The organism is Streptomyces sp. SN-593 (assembly GCF_016756395.1).
In the GTDB taxonomy this organism is placed as follows: Bacteria; Actinomycetota; Actinomycetes; order Streptomycetales; family Streptomycetaceae; genus Actinacidiphila; species Actinacidiphila reveromycinica.
Genome location: NZ_AP018365.1, coordinates 910,703 through 934,652 on the forward strand (window position 1 = coordinate 910,703; position 23,950 = coordinate 934,652).

At 74.9% G+C, this 23,950-nt stretch carries 22 protein-coding genes; 3 read left to right on the forward strand and 19 right to left on the reverse strand.

Going from position 1 to position 23,950, the window contains the following annotated elements; all coding sequences use genetic code 11:
- Positions 1 to 15: 15 nt before the first annotated feature.
- The 8 genes from pyrF to pyrR all read right to left on the reverse strand — a co-directional run bounded on the left by pyrF (position 16) and on the right by pyrR (position 10,559).
- Positions 16 to 927: an orotidine-5'-phosphate decarboxylase gene (gene pyrF / locus RVR_RS03785; protein ID WP_202232480.1), complete on the reverse strand. Its 912-nt coding sequence runs from the start codon at positions 925 to 927 to the stop codon at positions 16 to 18.
- On the reverse strand, positions 924 to 2,027 hold the full coding sequence (locus RVR_RS03790; RefSeq protein ID WP_202232481.1) for a quinone-dependent dihydroorotate dehydrogenase: 1,104 nt from the start codon (positions 2,025 to 2,027) through the stop codon (positions 924 to 926). The genes pyrF and RVR_RS03790 overlap by 4 nt, the downstream gene beginning before the upstream one ends.
- A 242-nt stretch (positions 2,028 to 2,269) precedes the next feature.
- Positions 2,270 to 5,587, reverse strand: a complete 3,318-nt coding sequence (gene carB / locus RVR_RS03795) for a carbamoyl-phosphate synthase large subunit (RefSeq protein WP_202232482.1) — start codon at positions 5,585 to 5,587, stop codon at positions 2,270 to 2,272.
- Positions 5,580 to 6,731: a glutamine-hydrolyzing carbamoyl-phosphate synthase small subunit gene (gene carA / locus RVR_RS03800; protein ID WP_202232483.1), complete on the reverse strand. Its 1,152-nt coding sequence runs from the start codon at positions 6,729 to 6,731 to the stop codon at positions 5,580 to 5,582. The genes carB and carA overlap by 8 nt, the downstream gene beginning before the upstream one ends.
- Positions 6,728 to 7,336, reverse strand: coding sequence for a PH-like domain-containing protein (locus RVR_RS03805; protein ID WP_202232484.1), 609 nt, complete (start codon positions 7,334 to 7,336; stop codon positions 6,728 to 6,730). The genes carA and RVR_RS03805 overlap by 4 nt, the downstream gene beginning before the upstream one ends.
- Entirely contained in the window at positions 7,333 to 8,619 is a 1,287-nt protein-coding gene (locus RVR_RS03810; RefSeq protein WP_202232485.1) for a dihydroorotase, read from the reverse strand. Before RVR_RS03810 ends, RVR_RS03805 begins: the two co-directional genes overlap by 4 nt.
- A gap of 2 nt (positions 8,620 to 8,621) precedes the next feature.
- Positions 8,622 to 9,686, reverse strand: coding sequence for an aspartate carbamoyltransferase catalytic subunit (locus tag RVR_RS03815; RefSeq protein WP_202232486.1), 1,065 nt, complete (start codon positions 9,684 to 9,686; stop codon positions 8,622 to 8,624).
- A 234-nt stretch (positions 9,687 to 9,920) separates the two neighbouring features.
- A complete protein-coding gene (pyrR, locus tag RVR_RS03820; RefSeq protein WP_237404552.1) occupies positions 9,921 to 10,559 on the reverse strand; it encodes a bifunctional pyr operon transcriptional regulator/uracil phosphoribosyltransferase PyrR in 639 nt (212 codons plus the stop codon).
- 186 nt (positions 10,560 to 10,745) lie between these two features.
- Between pyrR and bldD the strand changes: the two genes are divergently transcribed.
- Positions 10,746 to 11,246 (forward strand): transcriptional regulator BldD, encoded by a 501-nt coding sequence (gene bldD, locus RVR_RS03825; RefSeq protein ID WP_202232487.1) that lies wholly within the window; start codon positions 10,746 to 10,748, stop codon positions 11,244 to 11,246.
- A gap of 132 nt (positions 11,247 to 11,378) precedes the next feature.
- Here bldD and RVR_RS03830 read toward each other — a convergent pair whose 3' ends face one another.
- Positions 11,379 to 11,804 (reverse strand): GlcG/HbpS family heme-binding protein, encoded by a 426-nt coding sequence (locus tag RVR_RS03830; RefSeq protein WP_202232488.1) that lies wholly within the window; start codon positions 11,802 to 11,804, stop codon positions 11,379 to 11,381.
- Positions 11,805 to 11,968: 164 nt separating this feature from the next.
- Here RVR_RS03830 and RVR_RS03835 point away from each other — a divergent pair, with 164 nt between their 5' ends.
- Positions 11,969 to 12,430 (forward strand): MarR family winged helix-turn-helix transcriptional regulator, encoded by a 462-nt coding sequence (locus tag RVR_RS03835; protein WP_202232489.1) that lies wholly within the window; start codon positions 11,969 to 11,971, stop codon positions 12,428 to 12,430.
- Positions 12,431 to 12,569: 139 nt separating this feature from the next.
- On the opposite strand, the gene RVR_RS03840 is transcribed toward RVR_RS03835, so the two are convergent.
- The 5 genes from RVR_RS03840 to RVR_RS03860 all read right to left on the reverse strand — a co-directional run bounded on the left by RVR_RS03840 (position 12,570) and on the right by RVR_RS03860 (position 18,023).
- Positions 12,570 to 14,060, reverse strand: a complete 1,491-nt coding sequence (locus tag RVR_RS03840; protein WP_202232490.1) for a pyridoxal phosphate-dependent decarboxylase family protein — start codon at positions 14,058 to 14,060, stop codon at positions 12,570 to 12,572.
- A gap of 62 nt (positions 14,061 to 14,122) precedes the next feature.
- Complete coding sequence (nusB, locus tag RVR_RS03845) at positions 14,123 to 14,548, reverse strand: transcription antitermination factor NusB (protein ID WP_202232491.1); 426 nt, start codon at positions 14,546 to 14,548, stop codon at positions 14,123 to 14,125.
- A 2-nt stretch (positions 14,549 to 14,550) separates the two neighbouring features.
- Complete coding sequence (efp, locus tag RVR_RS03850) at positions 14,551 to 15,117, reverse strand: elongation factor P (RefSeq protein ID WP_202232492.1); 567 nt, start codon at positions 15,115 to 15,117, stop codon at positions 14,551 to 14,553.
- 69 nt (positions 15,118 to 15,186) lie between these two features.
- On the reverse strand, positions 15,187 to 16,290 hold the full coding sequence (locus RVR_RS03855) for an aminopeptidase P family protein (protein WP_202232493.1): 1,104 nt from the start codon (positions 16,288 to 16,290) through the stop codon (positions 15,187 to 15,189).
- A gap of 506 nt (positions 16,291 to 16,796) precedes the next feature.
- On the reverse strand, positions 16,797 to 18,023 hold the full coding sequence (locus RVR_RS03860; protein WP_202232494.1) for an MFS transporter: 1,227 nt from the start codon (positions 18,021 to 18,023) through the stop codon (positions 16,797 to 16,799).
- A gap of 557 nt (positions 18,024 to 18,580) precedes the next feature.
- Here RVR_RS03860 and RVR_RS03865 point away from each other — a divergent pair.
- A complete protein-coding gene (locus RVR_RS03865) occupies positions 18,581 to 19,558 on the forward strand; it encodes a DUF5937 family protein (RefSeq protein ID WP_202232495.1) in 978 nt (325 codons plus the stop codon).
- Between the two features lie 153 nt (positions 19,559 to 19,711).
- Here the strand turns inward: RVR_RS03865 and RVR_RS03870 are convergent, their stop codons facing one another.
- The 5 genes from RVR_RS03870 to aroC form a co-directional block, all read right to left on the reverse strand.
- Positions 19,712 to 20,506 (reverse strand): AAA family ATPase, encoded by a 795-nt coding sequence (locus tag RVR_RS03870; protein WP_202232496.1) that lies wholly within the window; start codon positions 20,504 to 20,506, stop codon positions 19,712 to 19,714.
- Between the two features lie 178 nt (positions 20,507 to 20,684).
- Complete coding sequence (aroQ, locus tag RVR_RS03875; protein WP_202232497.1) at positions 20,685 to 21,125, reverse strand: type II 3-dehydroquinate dehydratase; 441 nt, start codon at positions 21,123 to 21,125, stop codon at positions 20,685 to 20,687.
- Positions 21,122 to 22,249, reverse strand: a complete 1,128-nt coding sequence (aroB, locus tag RVR_RS03880; protein WP_202232498.1) for a 3-dehydroquinate synthase — start codon at positions 22,247 to 22,249, stop codon at positions 21,122 to 21,124. The genes aroQ and aroB overlap by 4 nt, the downstream gene beginning before the upstream one ends.
- Complete coding sequence (locus RVR_RS03885) at positions 22,246 to 22,761, reverse strand: shikimate kinase (protein ID WP_202232499.1); 516 nt, start codon at positions 22,759 to 22,761, stop codon at positions 22,246 to 22,248. The genes aroB and RVR_RS03885 overlap by 4 nt, the downstream gene beginning before the upstream one ends.
- Positions 22,758 to 23,942, reverse strand: a complete 1,185-nt coding sequence (aroC, locus tag RVR_RS03890; RefSeq protein WP_202232500.1) for a chorismate synthase — start codon at positions 23,940 to 23,942, stop codon at positions 22,758 to 22,760. The genes RVR_RS03885 and aroC overlap by 4 nt, the downstream gene beginning before the upstream one ends.
- Between the last annotated feature and the right edge of the window lie 8 nt (positions 23,943 to 23,950).

A 23,950-nucleotide genomic window follows, 5' to 3' on the forward strand; every position in this document is an offset into this window, starting at 1 on the left:
CGTTTTCCCACCCGATTAGCCGCCGGCAATACCGCCCGATTCGACGGCGCCGCGCACCGCCGCGCGGACCTGGTCAGCATATGCTCGTACTGATTTCAACAAAGCAGCCGGGTCCGGTCCGTGCCGCAGCACGTCGCGGCTGACGCTCGGCAGCACGTTCGGCAGCGCCGGGCCGAAGAGCGCCGGCAGGTCCGCGGGGGTCGCGCCCTGCGCGCCGACGCCGGGGGCCAGCAGCGGGCCGCCCACCGCCAGGTCCGCGCCCGCCTCCGCGAGCGTCGCCCCGACCACCGCGCCGACCGACCCCAGCGGCGCCGCGCCCGCGTTCTCCGCCGCGACCGCGTCCAGCATCACCTGCGCCACCGACCGGCCGTCGGCCGAGGCCGCCCGCTGCACCTGGCCGCCCTCCGGGTTGGAGGTCAGCGCCAGCACGAACACGCCCCCGCCCGACGCCTCGGCGGCGTCCAGCGCCGGGCGCAGCGACCCGAAGCCCAGGAACGGGCTGACCGTCAGCGCGTCGCTGAACAGCGGGGAGGCCGGGTCGAAGTAGGTCGCCGCGTACGCGGCCATGGTGGAGCCGATGTCGCCGCGCTTGGCGTCCATCACCACCAGCGCGCCCGCCTCCCGGGCCCGGGCCACCGCCTTCTCCAGCACCGCCACCCCGCGCGAGCCGAACCGCTCGAAGAAGGCGGACTGCGGTTTGAACACCGCGGTGTGCCCGCCCAGCGCGTCCACCACGGTCAGCGCGAAGCGCTCCAGGCCGGCCGGGTCGTCGGGCAGGCCCCAGCCGGTGAGCAGGCCGGCGTGCGGGTCGATGCCGACGCACAGCGGCCCGCGGGTGTCCATCGCCCGGCGCAGCCGGACGCCGAAGGGCTCCGGGTGCCCGGCCGCGCTGTCCGGGGCGGGCTGCGGGGTGGTGCTGCCGGTCATGTGGTCACCTTCCGGGACTCCGCGCCGACCGCGTCGGCGAGGGTGGCGTACGGGCTCGCGGCCAGCCGCGCGGCCAGCCCCTTGTGCATGCCGCGCATCCAGAACGGGCCGCGGTAGATGAAGGCGGTGTACCCCTGCACCAGGGTCGCGCCGGCGAGGATGCGCTGCCAGGCGTCCTCGGCGTCCTCGACACCGCCGACGCCGACCAGCGTCACCCGGCCGCCCACCCGCCGGTGGAGCCGGCGCAGCACCTCCAGCGAGCGGGCCTTCAGCGGCGCGCCGGACAGCCCGCCGGTCTCCGCGGTCAGCGCCGGGTCGGAGCGCAGCCCCTCCCGGCCGATGGTGGTGTTGGTGGCGATGATGCCGTCCAGGCCCAGCTCGACCGCCAGGTCGGCGACCGCGTCGACGTCCTCGTCCGCGAGGTCGGGGGCGATCTTCACCAGCAGCGGCACCCGGCGGGTGGTGACGCTGCGGTCGGCGGCCTCGCGCACCGCGGTGAGCAGCGGGCGCAGCGCCGAGGTGGCCTGGAGGTCGCGCAGGCCGGGGGTGTTCGGCGAGGACACGTTCACCACGAGGTAGTCGGCGTGCTCGGCCAGCCGCTCGGTCGAGGTCACGTAGTCCGCGATCGCGTCCTGCTCGGCGACGGCCTTGGTCTTGCCGATGTTGACCCCGACGGTGGTGCGGAAGACCTTCCTGCGCGTGGCGAGGCGGGCCGCCACCGCCGCCGACCCGTCGTTGTTGAAGCCCATCCGGTTGATCAGCGCGCGGTCGGCGACCAGCCGGAACAGCCGCTTCGGCGGGTTGCCGGGCTGCGGCTGCCCGGTGACGGTGCCGACCTCCACGTGGCCGAAGCCGAGCATCGCCATCCCGTCGATGGCGACCGCGTTCTTGTCGAACCCGGCGGCCAGGCCGAACGGGCCGTGCATGCGCAGCCCCAGCGCCTCGGTGCGCAGGCTCTCGTACCGCGGCGCCAGCGCCGCCGCGGCGAACGTCCGCAGCACCGGCACCCGTGCGGCCAGCCGGATCCAGCGGAAGGCCAGGTGGTGCGCCTTCTCGGCGTCCATCCGCCGGAACACCAGCCGAAAGAAGAGGGCGTACATGGATCGCTTTCGTTCGTAGGAGGGACGCGCCCGTCAGGGGCGCGGGGGGAACCGCGCGGGTCCGGCTCGTGACGCGGACCGGGGACGGCGGTGCCCCCCGGGGACTCGGGGGGAGCCGCGCGTGGGTCCGGGCCGCCGGCCGGTGGCCCGGACACACGCCCGTGAGGCGCGGGGCCCGCGGACACCGGCCCACGGGGCCCGCTCCCCCCGGGGCGCCCTTGTCTCGCCCGGGCCCGCGCCGGCTACTCCGCCCGGGCCTGCGCCAGCGCGGCCGCGTGGTCCTGGAGCGAGCGCACCCCGATGTCGCCGCGGGTCAGCGCGTCGATGCCCTGCACGGCGGCCGCCAGCGCCTGGACGGTGGTCAGGCACGGCACGCCGCGCGCGACCGCGGCCGTGCGGATGTCGTAGCCGTCGAGCCGGCCGCCGGTGCCGAACGGCGTGTTGACGATGAGGTCGACCTCGCCCTCGTGGATGAGGGTGACCACGGTGGGCTCGCCGTCCGGTCCGGTGCCCTCGCTCTGCTTGCGCACCACCCGGGCCTCGATGCCGTTGCGGCGCAGCACCTCCGCGGTGCCGGAGGTGGCCAGCAGCTCGAAGCCGTGCTCGATCAGCGCCCGCGCCGGGAAGATCAGCGCCCGCTTGTCCCGGTTGGCGACCGAGACGAAGGCGCGCCCCTTGGTGGGCAGTGCGCCGTACGCGCCGGCCTGGGACTTGGCGTAGGCGGTGCCGAAGACGGCGTCGATGCCCATGACCTCGCCGGTGGAGCGCATCTCCGGGCCGAGGATGGTGTCCACGCCGCGGCCCTGCGGGTCGCGGAAGCGGCTCCAGGGCAGCACCGCCTCCTTCACGGAGATGGGCGCGTCCAGCGGCAGGGTGCCGCCGTCGCCGGTGGCCGGCAGCAGCCCCTCGGCGCGCAGTTCGGCGACGGTGGCGCCGAGCGAGATCCGGGCGGCCGCCTTGGCCAGCGGCACGGCGGTCGCCTTGGAGGTGAAGGGCACGGTGCGCGAGGCGCGCGGGTTGGCCTCCAGCACGTAGAGGATGTCCCCGGCCAGCGCGAACTGGATGTTGATCAGCCCGCGCACCCCGACGCCCGCGGCGATCGCCTCGGTGGAGGCGCGCAGCCGCTTGATGTCGTGGCCGCCCAGCGTGATCGGCGGCAGCGCGCACGCGGAGTCGCCGGAGTGGATGCCGGCCTCCTCGATGTGCTCCATGACGCCGCCGAGGTACAGCTCGTGGCCGTCGTAGAGGGCGTCGACGTCGATCTCGATGGCGTCGTCGAGGAACCGGTCGACCAGCACCGGCCGGGTCGGGCTGATCTCGGTGGACTCGGCGATGTACGCGGCCAGCCGGGTCTCGTCGTAGACGATCTCCATGCCGCGGCCGCCGAGCACGTAGGAGGGGCGGACCAGCACCGGGTAGCCGATCTCGTCGGCGATGGCCTTCGCGCCGGGGAAGGAGGTGGCGGTGCCGTGCTTGGGCGCGGGCAGGCCCGCCTCCGCGAGCACCCGGCCGAACGCGCCGCGGTCCTCGGCGAGGTGGATCGCCTCGGGCGAGGTGCCGACGACGGGCACGCCGTTGTCCTTGAGCGCCTGGGCGAGGCCGAGCGGGGTCTGCCCGCCGAGCTGCACGACCACGCCCGCGACCGGACCGGCGAGGGTCTCGGCGTGCACGATCTCCAGCACGTCCTCCAGGGTGAGCGGCTCGAAGTAGAGCCGGTCGGAGGTGTCGTAGTCGGTGGAGACGGTCTCGGGGTTGCAGTTGACCATCACGGTCTCGTACCCGGCGTCGTGCAGCGCGAAGGAGGCGTGCACGCAGGAGTAGTCGAACTCGATGCCCTGGCCGATCCGGTTGGGCCCGGAGCCCAGGATGATCACCGCCGGGCGGGTGCGCGGCGCGACCTCGGACTCCTCGTCGTAGGAGGAGTAGAAGTACGGCGTGCGGGCGGCGAACTCGGCGGCGCAGGTGTCGACCGTCTTGTAGACCGGGCGGACGCCGAGGGTGTGCCGGACCTCGCGGACGACGTCCTCGCGCAGGCCGCGGATCGCGGCGATCTGTGCGTCGGAGAAGCCGTGCCGCTTGGCGTCGGCGAGCAGCAGCGGGTCGAGCCGGTCGGCGGCGGCCAGCTCGTCGGCGATCTCCTTGATGAGGAAGAGCTGGTCGACGAACCACGGGTCGATCCTCGTGGCGTCGAAGACCTCCTGTGCGGTGGCGCCGGCCCGGATCGCGGTCATCACGGTGTTGATCCGGCCGTCGGTGGGCACGCCCGCGGTGGCCAGCAGGTCGTCCTTGGCGGCCGGGTCGACCGGGGTGGCGAAGTCGAACTGCGAGCCCTTGCGCTCCAGCGAGCGCAGCGCCTTGTTCAGCGCCTCGGTGAAGTTGCGGCCGATGGCCATCGCCTCGCCCACGGACTTCATGGTGGTGGTGAGGCTGGAGTCGGCGGCCGGGAACTTCTCGAAGGCGAACCGCGGGACCTTCACCACCACGTAGTCCAGGGTGGGTTCGAAGGAGGCGGGGGTCTGCTCGGTGATGTCGTTGGGGATCTCGTCGAGGGTGTAGCCGACGGCGAGCCGGGCGGCGATCTTCGCGATCGGGAAGCCGGTGGCCTTGGAGGCGAGCGCGGAGGAGCGCGAGACCCGGGGGTTCATCTCGATCACGATGACCCGGCCGTCCTCGGGGTTCACCGCGAACTGGATGTTGCAGCCGCCGGTGTCCACGCCGACCTCGCGGATGACCGCGATGCCGATGTCGCGCAGGATCTGGTACTCGCGGTCGGTGAGCGTCATGGCGGGCGCGACGGTGATCGAGTCGCCGGTGTGCACGCCCATCGGGTCGAAGTTCTCGATGGAGCAGACGACCACCACGTTGTCGTGCTTGTCGCGCATCAGCTCCAGCTCGTACTCCTTCCAGCCGAGGATGGACTCCTCCAGGAGCACCTCGGTGGTCGGCGAGAGCGTCAGGCCCTGGCCGGCGATCCGGCGCAGCTCGTCCTCGTCGTGGGCGAAGCCGGAGCCGGCGCCGCCCATGGTGAAGGAGGGCCGGACCACCACGGGGTAGCCGCCGAGGGTGTCGACACCGGCGAGCACGTCGTCCATGGAGTGGCAGATCACCGAGCGGGCGGACTCGCCGTGGCCGATCTTCTCCCGGACGGCGGCGACCACGCCCTTGAACAGGTCGCGGTCCTCGCCCTTGTGGATGGCCTCGACGTTGGCGCCGATCAGCTCCACGTCGTGCGCGGCGAGCACACCGCTCTCGTGCAGCGCGATCGCGGTGTTCAGCGCGGTCTGGCCGCCGAGGGTGGGCAGCAGCGCGTCGGGCCGCTCCTTGGCGATGATCTTCTCGACGTACTCGGGGGTGATCGGCTCGACGTACGTGGCGTCGGCGATCTCCGGGTCGGTCATGATCGTGGCGGGGTTGGAGTTGACCAGGATGACCCGCAGGCCCTCGGCCTTCAGGACGCGGCACGCCTGCGTGCCGGAGTAGTCGAACTCCGCGGCCTGGCCGATGACGATCGGGCCGGAGCCGATGACCAGGACGGACTGGATATCGGTGCGCTTAGGCACGCTGGCCCTCCATCAGGGAAACGAAGCGGTCGAACAGGTACGCGGCGTCGTGCGGGCCCGCGGCCGCCTCGGGGTGGTACTGGACGCTGAAGGCCGGCTTGTCGAGCAGCCGCAGCCCCTCCACCACGTCGTCGTTGAGGCAGACGTGGCTGACCTCGGCGCGCCCGTAGGGGGTGTCGCTGACCTGGTCGAGCGGGGCGTCGACGGCGAAGCCGTGGTTGTGCGCGGTCACCTCGACCTTGCCGGTGGAACGGTCCTGCACCGGCTGGTTGATGCCGCGGTGGCCGTACTTGAGCTTGTAGGTGCCGAAGCCGAGGGCGCGGCCGAGCAACTGGTTGCCGAAGCAGATCCCGAACAGCGGGGTGCCGCGCTCCAGGACCGCCTGGATGACGGTGAGGTCGGCGGTGGCGGGGTCGCCGGGGCCGTTGGACAGGAACACCCCGTCGGGCGCGGCCGCGTAGACCTCCTCGACGGTGGCGGTGGCGGGCAGCACGTGCACCTCGATGCCGCGCTCGGCCATGCGGTGCGGGGTCATGCCCTTGATGCCGAGGTCGAGGGCGGCCACCGTGAAGCGCTTGGTGCCGATCGCCGGGACGGTGTACGGCTCGGCGGTGGCGACCTCGGCGGACAGGTCGGCGCCGGCCATCTCGGGGGCCTGGCGGACCCGGGCCAGCAGCGCGTCGTCGTCGGCGCCTCCCGCGCCGGCGGCGAGCGCCGGCCCGGAGAAGATGCCGACGCGCATCGCGCCGCGCTCGCGCAGGTGGCGGGTGAGCGCGCGGGTGTCGATGCCGCTGATGCCGACCACGCCCTGGGCGGACAGCTCGTCGTCCAGCGAGCGCCGGGAGCGCCAGTTGGACGGGACGCGGGCGGGGTCGCGCACCACGTACCCGGCCACCCAGATCCGGCGTGACTCGGGGTCGTCGTCGTTGACGCCGGTGTTGCCCACGTGCGGGGCGGTCATGACGACGACCTGGCGGTGGTAGGAGGGGTCGGTCAGGGTCTCCTGGTAGCCGGTCATGCCGGTGGAGAACACGGCCTCGCCGAAGGTCTCCCCCACGGCCCCGTAGGCGCGGCCGCGGAAGATGCGGCCGTCCTCCAGGACGAGAACGGCGGGCGCGGTGGCCGCCCGGGTGGAGGTCGTCATCGTGCGCCTTCCTTTTCGGTGGTGAATTCAACGGCCCGTTCGCCGCTCAGCCCGGTGACCGCCTCGGCCCAGGCCGGGTGCTCGGCGGCGTGCTCGGAGCGGAAGCCGGAGTCGATCAGGGTGCCGCCGTGCTCCCAGGTGACGACGAGCAGGCCGCCCTCGGGCAGCACCTTCCCGGCGATGGCCTGGTCCAGTCGGGCGCCACGCAGCGCGTCGACCGGTACCAGGAAGCCGGGGGCGCCGGTGCGCTCGACCAGCAGGCCGCGCGCGGTCAGGGTCAGCCGGGCCCGGCTGCGGACGCCCAGTCCGTGCGCGACGATCCGGTCCAGCCACTGCCCGGCGGTGGTGGAGCCGTGGTAGCGGCCGTCCATGACGAGCAGCGGCTCGCCCAGTTCGGCGGGGTCCTCGGGGGCGGGCGGCAGCTCGGGCAGGCCGCCCTGGAGGGTGCGGCGCCACTGCCAGCCCTGCCGCATCAGCCAGTAGACCAGGCCGATCACCAGGGCGAGCCCGACGATCCAGCCGAGCCGGTCCGACCAGTGGGTGACCTTCGCGGAGTGCTTGCCGCCCTCGGCGGCCGTGGCCGCCAGCGCTGTCAGAGTCGTCACGTGAGCTTCCCGTCCATGACCGTCGCACGGCCCCGCAGGAAGGTCGCGATGACCCGGCCGGGCAGCTCGCGCCCCTCGTAGGGGGTGTTGCGGCTGCGGGAGGCGAAGTCCGCGGGGTTGACGGTTCCACGGTATGCGGGATCGACCAGCACCAGGTTGGCGGGCTCGCCGACCGCGACCGGCCGGCCGTGTCCTTCGAGCCGCCCGATCGCGGCGGGCCGCGCCGACATCCGGTCGGCGACACCGGCCCAGTCCAGCAGCCCGGTGTCGACCATGGTGTGCTGCACCACCGACAGCGCGGTCTCCAGGCCGACCATCCCCATGGCGGCCGCGGACCACTCGCAGTCCTTGTCCTCGTGCGGGTGCGGGGCGTGGTCGGTGGCGACGCAGTCGATGGTGCCGTCGGCGAGCGCCTCGCGCAGCGCCATCACGTCGGCCTCGGTGCGCAGCGGCGGGTTGACCTTGTAGACGGGGTCGTAGCTGCGCACCAGCTCGTCGGTGAGCAGCAGGTGGTGCGGGGTGACCTCGGCGGTGACGTCCCAGCCCTTGGACTTCGCCCAGCGGACGATCTCGACCGAGCCGGCCGTGGACAGGTGGCAGATGTGCACGCGGGAGCCGACGTGCGCGGCGAGCAGCACGTCGCGGGCGATGATCGACTCCTCGGCCACCGCGGGCCAGCCGGTCAGCCCCAGCTCGCCGGAGACGGTGCCCTCGTTCATCTGGGCGCCCTCGGTCAGCCGGGGCTCCTGGGCGTGCTGGGCGACGACGCCGCCGAACGCCTTCACGTACTCCAGCGCGCGGCGCATGATCACCGCGTCGTCCACGCACTTGCCGTCGTCGGAGAAGACCCGCACCCGGGCGGCGGAGTCGGCCATCGCGCCCAGCTCGGCGAGCTGCCTGCCCTCCAGGCCGACGGTGACCGCGCCGACCGGCTGCACGTCGCAGTAGCCGGACTCCTTGCCGAGCCGCCAGACCTGCTCGACGACGCCGGCCGTGTCGGCGACCGGGAAGGTGTTGGCCATGGCGTGCACGGCGGTGTACCCGCCGACGGCCGCGGCGCGGGTGCCGGTGAGCACCGTCTCGGAGTCCTCGCGGCCGGGCTCGCGCAGGTGGGTGTGCAGGTCGACCAGGCCGGGCAGCAGGACGTGGTCCGCGCCCTGGACGACGTCGGCGCCCTCGGCGCTGAGCCCGGTGCCGACCTCGGCGACGGTCTCGCCGTCGATCAGGACGTCCCGGGCCTCGCCGCCGAGCAGTCGTGCACCGCGGATAAGGATCTTGCCCATCGTTACTTGTTCTCCTCGGTACGTGCGGCTTCGGTGTCGGGGCCCGCGGGTTCCACGGCGGTCGGGGTGTCCGGAACGGCCGGGGCGGCCGGGGCGGCCGGGGTGTTGTCGGGACGGGCGGCCGGGGCGATCGCCGGCTCCGAGCCGCCGAGCAGCAGGTAGAGCACGGCCATCCGGGTGCTGACGCCGTTGGCGACCTGCTCGACGGCGGTGCAGCGGGGCGAGTCGGCGACCTCGGCGGTGATCTCCATGCCGCGGTTCATCGGGCCGGGGTGCATGACGATCGCGTGCTCGGGCAGCGCCGCCATCCGCAGCCCGTCCAGGCCGTAGCGGCGGGCGTACTCGCGCTCGGTGGGGAAGAAGGCGGCGTTCATCCGCTCGCGCTGCACCCGCAGCATCATCACCGCGTCGGACGTGGCGAGCACCGCGTCCAGGTCGTAGGAGACCCGGCAGGGCCAGGTCTCGACGCCGATCGGCAGCAGCGTCGGTGGCGCGACCAGGGTGACCTCGGCGCCCAGGGTGGTGAGCAGCAGCACGTTGGAGCGGGCGACCCTGCTGTGCAGCACGTCGCCGACGATCGTGATGCGGCGGCCTTCGAGGTCGCGGCCGACGCCCGACAGGTGGCGGCGCATGGTCAGCGCGTCCAGCAGCGCCTGGGTGGGGTGCTCGTGGGTGCCGTCGCCCGCGTTGACCACCGACGCGTTGATCCAGCCGGAGGTGGCCAGCCGGTGCGGGGCGCCGGAGAAGTGGTGGCGGATGACGACCGCGTCGGCGCCCATCGCCTCCAGCGTCAGCGCGGTGTCCTTCAGGGACTCGCCCTTGGAGACCGAGGAGCCCTTGGCGGAGAAGTTGATGACGTCCGCGGACAGCCGCTTGGCGGCGGCCTCGAAGGAGATGCGGGTGCGGGTCGAGTCCTCGAAGAAGAGGTTCACGACGGTGCGGCCGCGCAGGGTCGGCAGCTTCTTGATCGGCCGGTCGGCGACGCGGGCCATCTCCTCGGCGGTGTCCAGCACGAGGATGGCGTCGTCGCGGGTGAGGTCGGCGGCCGAGATCAGGTGGCGCTTCATGCGGGGGACTCCGGTGGCTGGGCGGCCGGGCCGTGCGGGTGCGGTGCGGGTGTGCACCCGTGCGGGCGGCCGGGCGTGCGGGCTCGGTCGGTGCGGGCGGTGGGGGGCGCGGGCGCGGCGGCGCGGCGCGTGGTCCGGCGCGGCGGCCGGGCCGGGGGCGCGCCGCGGCGGCCGCCCGCGGCGGATGCGGGCGCGGGCCGCGCCGGGGCGCGTACGGCGGCCGGTGCGGGCGCGCTAACCGTCCGCGGCGTGGCCCGCGCGCGGGCCGGGGTCCTTCTGGCCGAGCAGCACGCTGTCGCGGCCGTCCTCCTCGGCGAGCAGCACCTTGACGGTCTCACGCAGCGAGGTGGGCAGGTTCTTGCCGACGTAGTCCGCGCGGATCGGCAGCTCGCGGTGGCCGCGGTCGACCAGGACGGCGAGCTGGACCGCGCGGGGGCGGCCGATGTCGCCGAGCGCGTCGAGCGCGGCGCGGATGGTGCGGCCGGAGAAGAGCACGTCGTCGACGAGGACCACGAGGCGGCCGTCCACCCCGTCGCCGGGGATGTCGGTGCGGGCCAGCGCGCGCGGCGGGTGCAGCCGCAGGTCGTCGCGGTACATGGTGATGTCGAGCGAGCCGACGGGGGCGGCGCGGCCGGTGATCTCGGCGAGCTTGTCGGCGAGCCGGCGGGCGAGGAAGACGCCGCGGGTCGGGATGCCGAGGAGCACCACGTCGTCGGCGCCCTTGGCGCGTTCGACGATCTCGTGGGCGATGCGGGTGAGCACCCGGGCGATGTCGGGGCCTTCGAGCACCGGGCGGGCGGTGCCGGCGCCGTCGGCCCGGGGGCTCGCGGCGGGCGTCGGGCCCGTGCTGATGTCACTGCGGTCGTCGACCATGGGTCGGGGACCTCCTTCCCCGCCTCACGGGACGGGCCTTAAAGGACGTCTGGAAGAACACGCCCACCGTATCAAACGACCGGGACGGCCCAGGTCAGGCACCGGTCGGCGGCTTTCCGCTTGACGAGCCCGGATTACGCTGCGTAACCTCACAGTGAGTCACCGAGTTTCCGTCCGGGGAGCCATATGTCCAGCGATTACGCCAAGCAGCTCGGAGCAAAACTCCGGGCCATCCGCACGCAGCAGGGCCTGTCCCTGCACGGCGTCGAGGAGAAGTCCCAGGGCCGCTGGAAGGCAGTGGTCGTGGGGTCCTACGAGCGCGGCGACCGCGCCGTGACCGTCCAGCGCCTCGCCGAGCTCGCCGATTTCTACGGCGTCCCGGTGCAGGAGCTGCTGCCGGGGACCACCCCCGGCGGTGCCGCCGAGCCGCCGCCGAAGCTGGTGCTCGACCTGGAGCGGCTGTCCCAGGTCCCGCCGGAGAAGGCCGGCCCCCTCCAGCGGTACGCCGCGACGATCCAGAGCCAGCGCGGCGACTACAACGGGAAGGTGCTGTCCATCCGCCAGGACGACCTGCGCACCCTCGCGGTCATCTACGACCAGTCCCCCTCGGTGCTGACCGAGCAGCTGATCTCGTGGGGTGTCCTCGACGCGGACGCCCGCCGCGCGGTCCAGCACGAAGAGGGCTGACCGCCCGGCGGTACAGCCGTTGCAGAAACGTCCCCTCGCCCGGGGCGGCGCCCTTTGCCGGGCCGCCGCCCCGGGCGAGGGCGTTTCCGGGAGCGCTTCCCGGGCTTCTCCCCAACTTCCGTGTACGCAGGGTCAGTTGACGACCGCCGCACCCGCCTGGGCGACCTTGTCGTCGTCACTCCAGTGACCGCCGGACACCCCGATGCCACCGATCGTGCGGTCGTCCACCCGGATCGGCAGGCCGCCGCCGAACGGCACCAGGCGGTCCACCGCGGTGCCCGCGCCCCTGCCCAGCGGCGCGTCGGCCGCCATGAGGTCGTGCCACTGCCCGGTGGGCATGCCGAACCCGGCCGCGGTGTACGCCTTGTCCTGGGCGATCTGGGCGGCCTGCACCGGGGCGCCGTCCATCCGCGTGTAGGCGATGAGCTGGCCGGTGGCGTCGACCACCGCGATCGCGGAGGTCTGGCCGGCGGCCTCGGCCGCGGCGACGGCCGCCTCGACCGCCCTGCGGGCCGTGGCGCTGGTGATGCTGGCGATCTGCCGGACGGCAGCGTTCATGGTGGACTCCCTTGCGTGGAGGAGGGCGTACGGGCCCGCCGGGCGCGCCTGGCGCGGGCGCGGCGGGGCGCGGCATGGCCGCGCTGTTCGCACCCTGACAGTTAACAGTAAGCATGCTGATAAGACAACGCGTGCTGACGGGAGGGGATCGCTAGACTCGCGGCATGGGTCACTACTCGGCACGGCTCCTGGCCTTCGTCAAACGCGCGGAACAGGCCACCCAGCAGGCCAAGGAGCAGGTGCTGCGGGAGTACGGCATCACGCCCGCGCAGCAGGCCGCGCTCACCATCCTCAGCGACCACGACGGCATCACCTCCGCCGAGCTGGCCCGCCAGTGCCAGGTGACCCCGCAGACGATGAACAGCACGGTGGGCCGGATGGCCGCCCGCGGCCTGGTCGAGCGCACCCCGCACCCGATGCACGGCACCCTGATCGAGATCCGCCTCACCCCCCAGGGCCGCGACCTGTTCGAACGCGCCGACGCCCGGGTCTCGGAGCTGGACCGCGACCTGGCGGCCGACCTGTCCCCCGCGGAGCTGGGCACCCTCAAGACGCTGCTGACCCGGGTGACCGAGACCGCCCCGCGCGCGGCCGCGCCCCGCACCGAGCACACCCCCGCACCGTAGGGCCGCCGGGGGCGGCCTCTCGGGGGCGGCCTCCGTCATGCGGACCGGGGCGACGGTGCCGCGGCGGTGTCCGCCCCGGCACACGGTGTCCCGGCCGGCCCGCGGGTGCTCCGGGGCCCGCCGACCGGGCCGCCGGGGGTCAGCCCGCGTAGAGGCGGGAGACCACCTCGGGCAGGAGGCGTTCGGTCAGGGCCGGCGGCAGGGCCTGGAGCACCGCGAGGACCGGCGCCATCCGCGTGGGCAGGGTGCCGTCGGCACCGACCCCGGCGGCGGCCAGCGCGAGGGCGACCTCCTCCGGGCCGAGCGTGCGCGGGTCGAGCGCGCCGGCCAGTTCGACCAGCGCCGGATCGACCTGGGGCGGCCCGAGTTCGCGGGCCCGCCCGACCGCGGCGGCGAGTTCGGCGAGCAGGTCGCCGATCCGCTCGGGGTCGGCGACGGCCGCCGTGACCGTCAGGTGCAGGTTGGCCGGGGAGTCGGCGAACGCCGGCTGCGGCTGGAGGTACCAGCCGCGCAGCCGCATCTCGTCGCCGACCACGAACGGGTCCACCGCCGGGTCGTCGGAGGCGACCGCCACCAGCGAGGCGTCCGGCTCCCCCAGCACCCGCAGCCCCTCGATCCGCCGTACCCCGTCCACGAGTCGGGCGGTCGCGGCGTGCACCCGGCGGGAGAGGTCGACGTAGCCGTCCGTGCCGACGTGGCGCAGCACCGCCCACGCGGCGGCGAGCGGCCCGGCGGACTTGGTGCCCTGGAGGGTCGCGTTGACCACCGGGTAGCCGGGCCAGGACGCGTGCGCGAACCAGCCGTGCCGCCGCAGTTCCGCGTCGCGGAAGAGCAGCACCGACGCGCCCTTCGGTGTGTAGGCGTACTTGTGCAGGTCGACGGAGAGCGAGGTCACGCCCGGCACCGCGAGGTCGAACGGCGGCGGCGCGGGCAGGTCGGCGGCCAGCCGCCGGTGCCCCAGGTACCAGCCGCCGATGCAGGCGTCGACGTGGCACAGCACGCCGCGTTCGGCGGCCGCCGCGGCCACCTGTGCCACGGGGTCGATCACGCCGTGCGGGTAGGACGGCGCGGAGGCCACCACCAGCGCGGTCCGCTCGGTCAGCGCCGCGGCGACGTCCTCGGCCGCGACCCGGTACGACTCCGGGTCGACCGGCACGGTGACCACGTCCAGGCCGAACAGGTGGGCCGCCTTGTGGAACGCGGCGTGCGCGGTCGCCGGCAGCACGATCTGCGGGGCGGTCACCCCGCGGGTGAGGCGGGCGTGTTCGCGGGCCGTGAGCACCGCCAGCAGGCAGCTCTCGGTACCGCCGCTGGTGAAGGTGCCCGCGACGCCGGGGCGGGGGCCGAGGCCGCTTCCCGGACCGGCGCCGCCCGTGGTGCCGGGCGCGGCGCCGGCGGGCGCGCCGCCGAGCAGGGCGGCGGTCTGCGCGACCACCTCGTTCTCCAGCGCGACGACGCTGGGGAAGGCCGTCATGTCCAGGCCGTTCACGCCGGCGAACGCCGCCTGCGCGCGCCCGGCCAGCTCGTCCAGCTCCGGCAGCCCCGCGTCGTAGACGTACGCCATGGTGCGCCCGCCGTGCACCGGCAGGTCCTGCGTGCGCAGCGCGGCCAGGCGCTGGGGTATGTCCATGCGAGGACCTTACGGCGGGCCGGGCCGCCCCGACTGCCCCTCCGGGCAGCCGGGCGGTCCCGTCACCGCTTGAGCGTGGGCTTCAGCTCCATCAGCCGGCCCAGCAGCCCGTTGATGAACGACGGCGACTCGTCGGTGGAGAACTCCTTGGCGAGCTGGACCGCCTCGTCCAGGACGACGGCGTCGGGGACGTCGTCCTCCCAGATCAGTTCGTACGCGCCGAGCCGCAGGACGTTGCGGTCCACGGCCGGCATACGGTCGAGGGTCCAGCCGACGGCGTACCCGGCGAGCAGCTCGTCGATCCGCTCGGCGTGCGCGGTGCAGCCCTCGACGAGCTGCATCGTGTACGCGGTGACCGGCGGCTGCCGGTCGTCGGTCCGGGCGAGCCGAATCCAGTCCGCCATCACGACCGTGGGAGTCGCGCCCCGCTGCTCGGCCTCGAAGAGGATCTGGAACGCGCGCTTGCGGGCCTTGTTGCGGGCAGCCACGGTTAGCTGTTCACCCGGCCGAGGTAGTCGCCGGTACGGGTGTCGACCTTGACCTTCTCACCGGTGGTGATGAAGAGCGGGACGGCGATCTCGTAGCCGGTCTCCAGGCGCGCGGGCTTGGAGCCGCCGGTGGAGCGGTCGCCCTGCACGCCGGGCTCGGTGTAGTCGATGACCAGCTCGACCGAGGCGGGCAGTTCGACGTAGAGCGCCGAGCCCTCGTACATCGCGACGACCGCGTCGAAGCCCTCCAGGAGGTAGTTCGCGGCGTCGCCGACCACCTCGGGGCTCACGATGATCTGGTCGTACGTCTCGGTGTCCATGAAGACGAAGTCGGTGCCGTCCTTGTAGGAGAACTGCATACCGCGCTTGTCGACGTTCGCCGTCTCGACCTTGAGGCCGGCGTTGAAGGTCTTGTCCACGACCTTGCCGGAGAGCACGTGCTTCAGCTTGGTGCGCACGAAGGCGGGGCCCTTGCCGGGCTTGACGTGCTGGAACTCGACTACGGTCCAGAGCTGGCCGCCCTCGAGCTTGAGCACGAGGCCGTTCTTGAGGTCGTTCGTGGTGGCCACGGTTGCGGAATCTCCTGAAAGTGCTGCTTCGGGACCGAGGACGTGCCGCCCGGCCCGACCACGGCGTGGTCACAGCGCGAGGAGTTCCTTGGTCGTGATGGTGAGTAGCTCGGGTCCGCCGTCCGCCGTGGGGCGTACGACGAGTGTGTCGCCGATGCGGACACCGCCTCGGCCCGGAAGGTGGACCCCCGGTTCGACGGTGACCGGCACGCAAGCGTCCAGTTTACCCACGGCCGCGGGGGACAACTGAGGGTCCTCGTCGATTTCGAGGCCGACGCCGTGTCCGCTCCATGCCGCCAGCCCCTCGGTGTGCCCGGCCGCGCGCAGCGGCTCGCGGGTGGCCCGGTCGACGTCGCGGCAGGCCACGCCGGGTGCGAGCGCCTCGCGGCCGGCCCGTTGGGCGGCGAAGACCAGGTCGTACAGCTCGATCTGCCAGGAGGCGGGGGCGCTGCCGATCACGAAGGTGCGGCTCACCTCGCAGCGGTAGCCGTGGTAGCAGGCGCCGAGCCGCACGCTGAGGAAGTCGCCCTCCTCCACCCGGCGGTCGGTGGGGACGTGGCGGGCCACCCCGGAGTGCGGACCGGTGCCGATGCAGGTGGAGAAGGCGGGGCCGTCGGCGCCGTGGTCGACGAGGCGGCGCTCCAGTTCCAGCGCGAGGTGCCGCTCGGTGCGGCCGACGAGGATCGACTCCAGCAGTTCGCCGAGGGCCTGGTCGGAGATCTCCGCGGCGATGCGCAGGCTGGCGATCTCGTGCTCGTCCTTGATCAGCCGGAGCTGTTCGACGGCACCGGCCAGGTCGGTGAGACGCACGTCCGGGGCCACCGAGCGCAGGGCGCGGTGGCGGGTGACGGTGAGGTGGTGCTCCTCCACGGCGAGGCCGTCGGCCTGCTGCTGGCGGGCGAGGTCCGCCGCCGCGACGGCCGCGTCCGCCTCCGGCGAGGGGAGCACCACGTTGCGCAGGCCGTCCGCGGGCTGCGCGACGTCGTCCGGCGGCGGGCGCAGGTGCACGAGGGTGTCCTCGGCGCCCGGGCCGACCAGGAGGGCGGCGCCGGGCGGGGCGCAGCCGGTGAGGTACCGCACGTTCGCGGGTTGGGTGACCAGCGCGGCGGCCGCGTCCGCCGCGGCGCAGCGCTCGCGCAGTCGTGCTCTGCGTACCGTATGCACCTCCGCCATGTCGTGAGCCTACGACGGCCCTGTCGCATCGGCCTCTCCACGACTCCCTCCGGGGGTAACCGCGCCCGCGTCCGGCTCCGCTCCCCCTGTCCCGCGCCGGGGAGGCTCCGCCCGCGCGGGTCCGGTGCCGGTGTCCCCCGGTGCCGCCCGGTTCCTGGCTGGTCGCGCCGGGTGCCTCCCGGGGCGGGTCTCTGGGCCTCGCCCCCGGTTCCGCCCGGCTCCCGCCCCTGCCGGGCGCGGACCCGGGGGCGCCGTGGAACAGGCGAACCCGCCCGCCGGTACGGGGAACCGCGCGCTTGGCGACCGTGCACGTGCGGGTCGGCACGCACCGCAGGGGGCGCGCGCACGTCCCGAGGGGGCCGGGGCGCACTCCCTGCCGTGGCCGGGGCGCCCCGGCCGGGCGGAACACCGGGGAGGGCGGCGCGGCCGTCCCTCGGCCGGGAGCGAACGGGTGCGCGGGTCAGCGGGTGCGCGGGGCAGGGGTGCGCGGGTCCGGACGGCGGCGTTCAACCGGCTGCCGACGCGCTCCGGGAAGGGGCGAGGGACACGGTGAGGAGGGTGGCGGTGCCCGCGAGGGCCATGGCCAGAGGTGGGCCGAAAGGGGTGGCGAGGGCCCCGAAGACGGCGGGGGCGACCCCCTGCATGGTCATCGTTCCGGAGCTGAGCAGTCCGAAGGCGTGGCCGTGGGCGTCCGGGGGGACGGCGTCGAGGAAGGGCCGCTGGAGGCCCAGCCCGCTGGCGAAGCCGCCCCCGGCCAGGAGGAGGAGCACGGCGGCGGCGGTGAGTCCGGGTCGGGCGGCGAAGAGCAGGAGCGGCAGACCCATCAGGGCCATGAGGGGCGCGACGAGGCGTTCGCGGGTGGCGGGCCGCAGCAGCCGTCCGACCAGGACGTCCCCGACGAGCATGCCGACCGGCAGGCACGCCATGAGCACCGCGTACCCGCCCGGGGCCAGGTGGCGGGTGGCGGCGTACGCCACGATCTGCCCCTCGGCCCCGGCCACGCAGGCGCCCGGCAGCCACTGGGCGAGCAGCAGCCGTAGCGGACGGCGGGACCGCAGCAGCGCGGTGGTGGCGGCGAGGCTGGCCCGTACCGGGGACGCGGCGGAGGCGGCGGGCGCCGGTGCGGGGAGCCGGGGCAGGGCGAGGCGGGCGTAGCCGGCGGCGAGGGCGTACAGCGCGGCGCCCACGAGCAGCGCGCGGCGGGGGCCGAGCAGGGCGACGGCGGTGCCGCTGAGACCGAGCCCGGCGAGCTGCGCGGCGGAGGAGGCGATGGTGTTCAGGGAGCGGCCGAGCACGTAGGCGTCGCCGGTGAGGGTACGGGCCACCAGGCCGGAGGCGGCGCCGCCGAACACCGGGGTGAGGAGGGCGACCAGCGCGATCAGGGCCAGGCCGGCGGCGATCGGCGGCCCGGCGAGCGCGAGGAGCAGTGCGGTGGCGCACTCCAGGAGGTAGCCGCCGGTGATCAGGGCCCGGGGCGGCAACCGGTCGGCGAGCGAGCCGAGCAGGGTGACGCCGAACGCCTGCGGCAGGAACCCCGCGCCGAAGGCGACGCCCGTCAGCAGCGGGGAGGCGGTGGTCGCGTAGACGAGCACGGAGAAGGTGGAGATGCGCAGCGCGTCGGCGGTGATGGCGAGGGTGCGGGTCGTGAACAGGGCGCGGAAGCGCGGCTCGGCCAGGACCTCGCGGTAGGTGGTACGCGCCGGGGCGCGGGGCGGGCTGGTGGTGGGGGCCATGCCCGGCAGCCTTCCGGCGGCGCCCCGCGGCCCGCGAATGATTCGCCCCGGGACGTAAGGCCGAGGGCTCTCCCCCGGGCACGGGCCCTCCCGGCCCCGCCGCGGGACGGAACCGCGTGGCGTGCCGACGGGCCCCACCGCGACATCACGGTGCGCGGCAGCGCGGGGCCGACACGGGGGCGCGGGCCCGGCGGGGCGGCCCGATACGGGGCGGCGAGGGGGTCAGCGCAGAGCCACCGCGGAGGCGCCGAGCGGAGGCGGGGGCGCGGGCGGGGCGTGCGGGCCCGGCGGAACAACGGCGGGACGCGGACCGGGCAGCACAAGGCGAGACGGGGCACGGCGAGGCCAGCGCGGGATACGCGGCAACGACATTCGGCAGGACGCGAACCGGGCAGCGCAAGCCGGGCCGGGCCACGCGAGGCGAGACAGGCCGGGCCGGGCCGGGCCGCGCGAGGCGAGGCGAGGCGAGGCGGGGCGGGCCGCGCGAGGCGAGGCGGGGCGGGGCCGGCGGCGCGAGGCGGGGCGGGTGGCGGGATGCGCGGGCATAGGGTCGGCGCATGCTCCGCCTGGAAGTCGCCACCGAGGACCTGCTGCTCAGCCGTTTCGCGCTGTCGCCGGCCTTCGAGCTGAACACGGTGCTGCGGGCGCTGCACCTCGGCGACGGGCGGCTGCCGGAGGCGTGGGCGGCGCGGTTGCGTCCCGGCTTCGAACGGCTGCGGGCGCGGACCGAGTTGGACGCGGTGCTGGCGCTCCAGGTGCCGCGGGCCGGCGCGGACTTCGTCGCGGTACCGCCGCGCGGGCCCGCCCAGAGCTGGGCGGACGACCTCGCGGCGATCCGCGCCACCGCGCCGGAGCAGGCGCGCGCGGAGATCGCCCGCCTGACCGCGCGGCGGCCGGTGCGCGACCCCCGGGTGCGGGCGGTGCTGGACGCGCCGGACGTGGTCGAGCGGGTCGCGGCCGCGCTGGACCGGGCCTGGCACGAGCTGGTCGCGCCGGACTGGCCCCGGCTGCGGGCGCTGTGCGAGCGGGACGTGGTGCACCGGGTCGGGGTGATCGGCGAGCGCGGCTGGGCGGCCGCGATCGGCGAGCTGCACGACGGGGTGCGCTGGCGCGACGGCGGCATCGAGCTGGCCCCGATCGACGGCGGCACGGTGCGGCTGCGCGGCGAGGGGCTGCTGCTCATCCCGTCCGTCTTCACCTGGCCGGGCCTCGCCGCGTACTTCGACGACCCCTGGCCGCGGACCCTGGTCTACCCGGCGCGCGGCACCGCGGTCCTGCACGAGTCGACCGCTCCCCCGGCGCCCGACGCGCTCGCCGCGCTGGTCGGCCGTTCCCGGGCGCGCCTGCTCACCGCTCTCGACGCCCCGGCGAGCACCACGCAGCTCGCCCGCCAGCTCGGCTTCGCCCCCGGTGCGGTGGGCGACCACCTGGCGGTGCTGCTGCACGCCGGGCTGGTGTCCAAGGCCCGCTCCGGCCGCTCCGTCCTCTACCGCCGCACCCCGGTGGGAGACGCGCTCGTCGAGCCGCCGCCCTGACGTCCCCGCCCGAACGTCCCCGCCCTGACGTCCGTCGTCGGGCGCGGCCCGCGGAAGCGCCCGGCCCACGCGGGTCGGCCCACCCCGCCGGCCCGGCCCGCCGGGCCGCCCCGGATGTCCGCCCGGACGATCAGCCCGGCGCCGGGCCGCCGCTCACCAGATCGGCGGGCCCTGGAGGCTGCGGATCACCACGCGGTCGAGCGCCGCGGAGGCGGCCTCCACGTCGAGGTGCGAGTTGTCGATGATCGGCAGCCCGGAGCCGTACCAGCCGGCCATCCGGCCGTGGATGCGCGCGACCTCCTCGTCGGACAGCCGCCGGTTGCCGGACCGTTCGGCGTTGCGGGTCAGCACGATGTCGAGCCCGGGCAGCAGGACCACGGGCAGCAGGCCCGCGCCGACGTGCCGCTTCCACCCGCCCAGCCCGACGGTCGGACGGTCGGGGAAGACCGCGTCGTCGATGATGCAGGACACGCCGTTGGCCAGGAAGTTGCGGGCGGCGAAGCCGCAGGTGCGGCGGGCCAGCCGGTACTGCGCCTCGGAGTTCTCGTTCCACCCGGCCTGCGGGTCGGCGAACCCCGAGCGGACCCACTCGCGGACGTCGTCGAGGCTGATGTGGGCGGTGGGGACGCCCCGGTGGTCGGCCCAGTGCCGGGCGATCGTGGTCTTGCCCGCGCCGGCCGCGCCGATCAGCAGCACGGCTATCGGGCCGTGCGCGGCCCCCGGCAGCGACCCGCCGCCGGGAGCCGCGGGCGCCTGGACGGGGACGGGAGGGGGCATCGGGAAGTGACCGGTGCCCCCGGCACCCGCCGCCTGGGCGGGGGGACCTGGCACCGGGCCCGGACCGGGCGGCGGGCCCTGGCCCGGCGCGGGCGGCGGGCCCTGCCCCGGACCGGGCGGCGGGCCCTGCCCCGGACCGGGCGGCTGGGGCGCCCCCACGGCATGTTGCATGTCGGCCACTCCGTCCCGTCCGGTAGGTGTGTGCGGTGCGCTCGGTGTGACCTGGCACGCCACGGCCTGAACGGTACCGTGCGCTCCGGCTCCGACCCAACCACCCCTGCCCGCAAGGCGACCGGCGCGCGGGCGGCGCCCCCGCCGGGGACACCGCCGGGGACACCGCCCGCACCGCTCAGCTCGCCAGTTCCTCCGCCACCGCGCGGAGCGCCAGGTGGTACGAGCCGATCCCGAACCCGGCGATCGCCCCGGAGGCGACGGCCGTGAGCACGGACGTGTGGCGGAACTCCTCGCGCGCGTGCGGGTTGGAGATGTGCACCTCGACCAGGGGCGCGGTGCGCTGCGCCGCGGCGTCGCGCATCGCGTACGAGTAGTGGGTGAACGCCCCCGGGTTGAGCACCACCGGCAGTCGCCCGTCGGCCGCCTCGTGCAGCCAGCGGATCATCTCGCCCTCGTCGTTGGTCTCTCGGACCTCGACCTCCAGGCCGAGTTCCGCGCCCAGCTTCGTGCAGGACTCCACGAGGCCGGCGTAGGAGGTCGCGCCGTAGACGTCCGGCTCGCGGGAGCCGAGGCGGCCGAGGTTGGGGCCGTTGAGCACCAGGACCCGGCGGGTCATCCGGCGACCTCCCCGTAGGCGGCGAGCAGGACGGCGGGGTCGGGGCCCTCCAGCACGGTGGGCTTGGCGAGGCCGTCCAGGACGATGAAGCGCAGCAGGTCGCCGCGGGACTTCTTGTCCACCTTCATGGTCTCCAGCAGCCGCGGCCACTGGTCGCCCCGGTAGGTGAGCGGCAGCCCGACGGAGCCGAGGACGGCGCGGTGCCGGTCGGCGGTGGCGTCGTCCAACCGCCCGGCGAGGCGGCCGAGTTCGGCGGCGAAGACCATGCCGACGGAGACCGCCGCGCCGTGCCGCCACTTGTAGCGCTCGTTCTTCTCGATGGCGTGCGCGAGGGTGTGGCCGTAGTTGAGGATCTCGCGCAGGCCGGACTCCCTGAGGTCGGAGGAGACCACCTCCGCCTTGACGCGGATGGCGCGCTCGACGAGTTCGGAGGTGTGCGGCCCGGCCGGGTCGCTCGCGCCCTGCGGGTCGGACTCCACGAGGTCGAGGATGGCCGGGTCGGAGATGAAGCCGGCCTTGATCACCTCGGCGAGGCCGCTGACGTAGTCGTTGCGCGGGAGGGAGGCCAGCGCCGACAGGTCGCACAGCACACCGGCCGGCGGGTGGAAGGCGCCCACGAGGTTCTTGCCCTCGGCGGTGTTGATGCCGGTCTTGCCGCCGACGGCCGCGTCGACCATGCCGAGCACCGTGGTGGGCACCGCGATCCAGCGCACCCCGCGCAGCCAGGTCGCGGCGACGAACCCGGCGAGGTCGGTGGTGGCGCCGCCGCCGACCCCGACCACCACGTCGGTGCGGGTGAAGCCGGTCTGGCCGAGCGCCTTCCAGCAGTACGCCGCGACCTCCGCGGTCTTGGCCTCCTCGGCGTTCGGGAGCTGGATCGCGACGGCCTGGTAGCCCTGCTCGGCCAGGTCCTGCCGGATCGCCTCACCGGTGTCGGCCAGCGCCTCGGGGTGCAGCACCGCCACCCGCCGCGCCTTCGGCCCGATCAGCCCGGGCAGCTCGCCGAGCAACTGGTGGCCGACGAGGACCTCGTACGCTTCCGTGCCCGCGGTGCCCGCGACCTGGATACGGGTGGGGGGCGTCGCGCCGCTCCACGTGTCGTTGCCGTTGTGTGCGTCGCTCATGCGTCCTTCAGTTCCAGTGCGTCCAGTACGGCCGCCGCCACCTCGTCGGCGCTGCGGTCGGCGGTGTCCACCACCGCGCGGGCCACCTCGGTGTACAGCGGGCGGCGCTCGTTCATCAGTTCGCGCCAGCGCTGCCGCGGGTTGACCGCGAGCAGCGGGCGGGGGGCGTCGAGCCCGACCCGGCGGACCGCGTCGTGCAGGCTGACGTCGAGGAAGACCACCGGCAGCCCGGCGAGCAGGGCGCGGGTGCCGGCGTCCATCACGGCGCCGCCGCCCAGCGACAGCACCCCGTCGTGGTCGGCGAGCGCGGCGGCGACCGCGGCACGCTCCAGGGCGCGGAAGTGCGGTTCGCCGTCGTCGACGAAGACGTCGGCGATCGGCTTGCCCGCCGTCCGGACGACGTCGTCGTCGGTGTCGCGGTAGGCGACGCCGAGCAGTCCGGCCACGGCGCGGCCGACGGTGGTCTTGCCCGCGCCCGGCGGGCCGACCAGCACGACGACGGGGGCGGTCACCGGATGGCCAGGTGGTCGAGGAAGTCCTGGACGTTGCGGCGGGTCTGCGCCACGGAGTCGCCGCCGAACTTCTCCGCGACGGCGTCGGCGAGCACCAGCGCGACCATCGCCTCCGCGACGATCCCGGCGGCCGGCACCGCGCACACGTCGGAGCGCTGGTGGTGGGCCTGGGCTGCCTCGCCGGTGGCGACGTCCACGGTGGCCAGGGCGCGCGGGACCGTCGCGATCGGCTTCATCGCGGCGCGCACCCGCAGCAGCTCGCCGGTGCTGATGCCGCCCTCGGTGCCGCCGGAGCGGCCGCTCGCGCGGCGGATGCCGTCGGCGCCGGGCAGGATCTCGTCGTGGGCCTTGGACCCCGGTACCCGGGCGAGGTCGAAGCCGTCGCCGACCTCGACGCCCTTGATCGCCTGGATGCCCATGAGGGCGCCGGCCAGCCGGGCGTCCAGCCGCCGGTCCCAGTGCGTGTGGGAGCCGAGGCCGACCGGCACGCCGTAGGCCAGCACCTCCACGACGCCGCCGAGGGTGTCGCCGTCCTTGTGGGCCTGGTCGATCTCGGCCACCATCGCCTTGCTCGCGTCGGCGTCCAGGCAGCGCACCGGGTCCGCGTCGAGCCGCTCCTCGTCGCCGGGCACCGGCACCACCCCGTACGGGGCCTTGGCCGCGGCGAGTTCGACCACGTGGGAGACGATCTCGATGCCCGCGGTCTCCTTGAGGTAGGAGCGGGCGACGGCGCCGAGCGCGACCCGGGCCGCGGTCTCGCGCGCGCTGGCCCGCTCCAGCACCGGGCGGGCCTCGTCGAGGTCGTACTTCTGCATGCCGGCCAGGTCGGCGTGGCCGGGGCGGGGCCGGGTCAGCGGCGCGTTGCGGGCGAGTCCGGCCAGGATCTCCGGGTCGACCGGGTCGGCGGCCATCACCTGCTCCCACTTCGGCCACTCGGTGTTGCCGACCATGACCGCCACCGGGCTGCCCATGGTCCTTCCGTGCCGCACCCCGCCCAGGAAGGTGACCTGGTCCTGCTCGAACTTCATCCGCGCGCCGCGGCCGTAGCCCAGCCGGCGCCGGGCCAGCGCGTCCGCCACCATCGCGGTGGTGACGGGCACCCCGGCGGGCAGTCCTTCCAGCGTCGCGACGAGTGCGGGTCCGTGCGACTCCCCCGCGGTCAGCCAGCGCAATCTGCTCAACGGTGCTC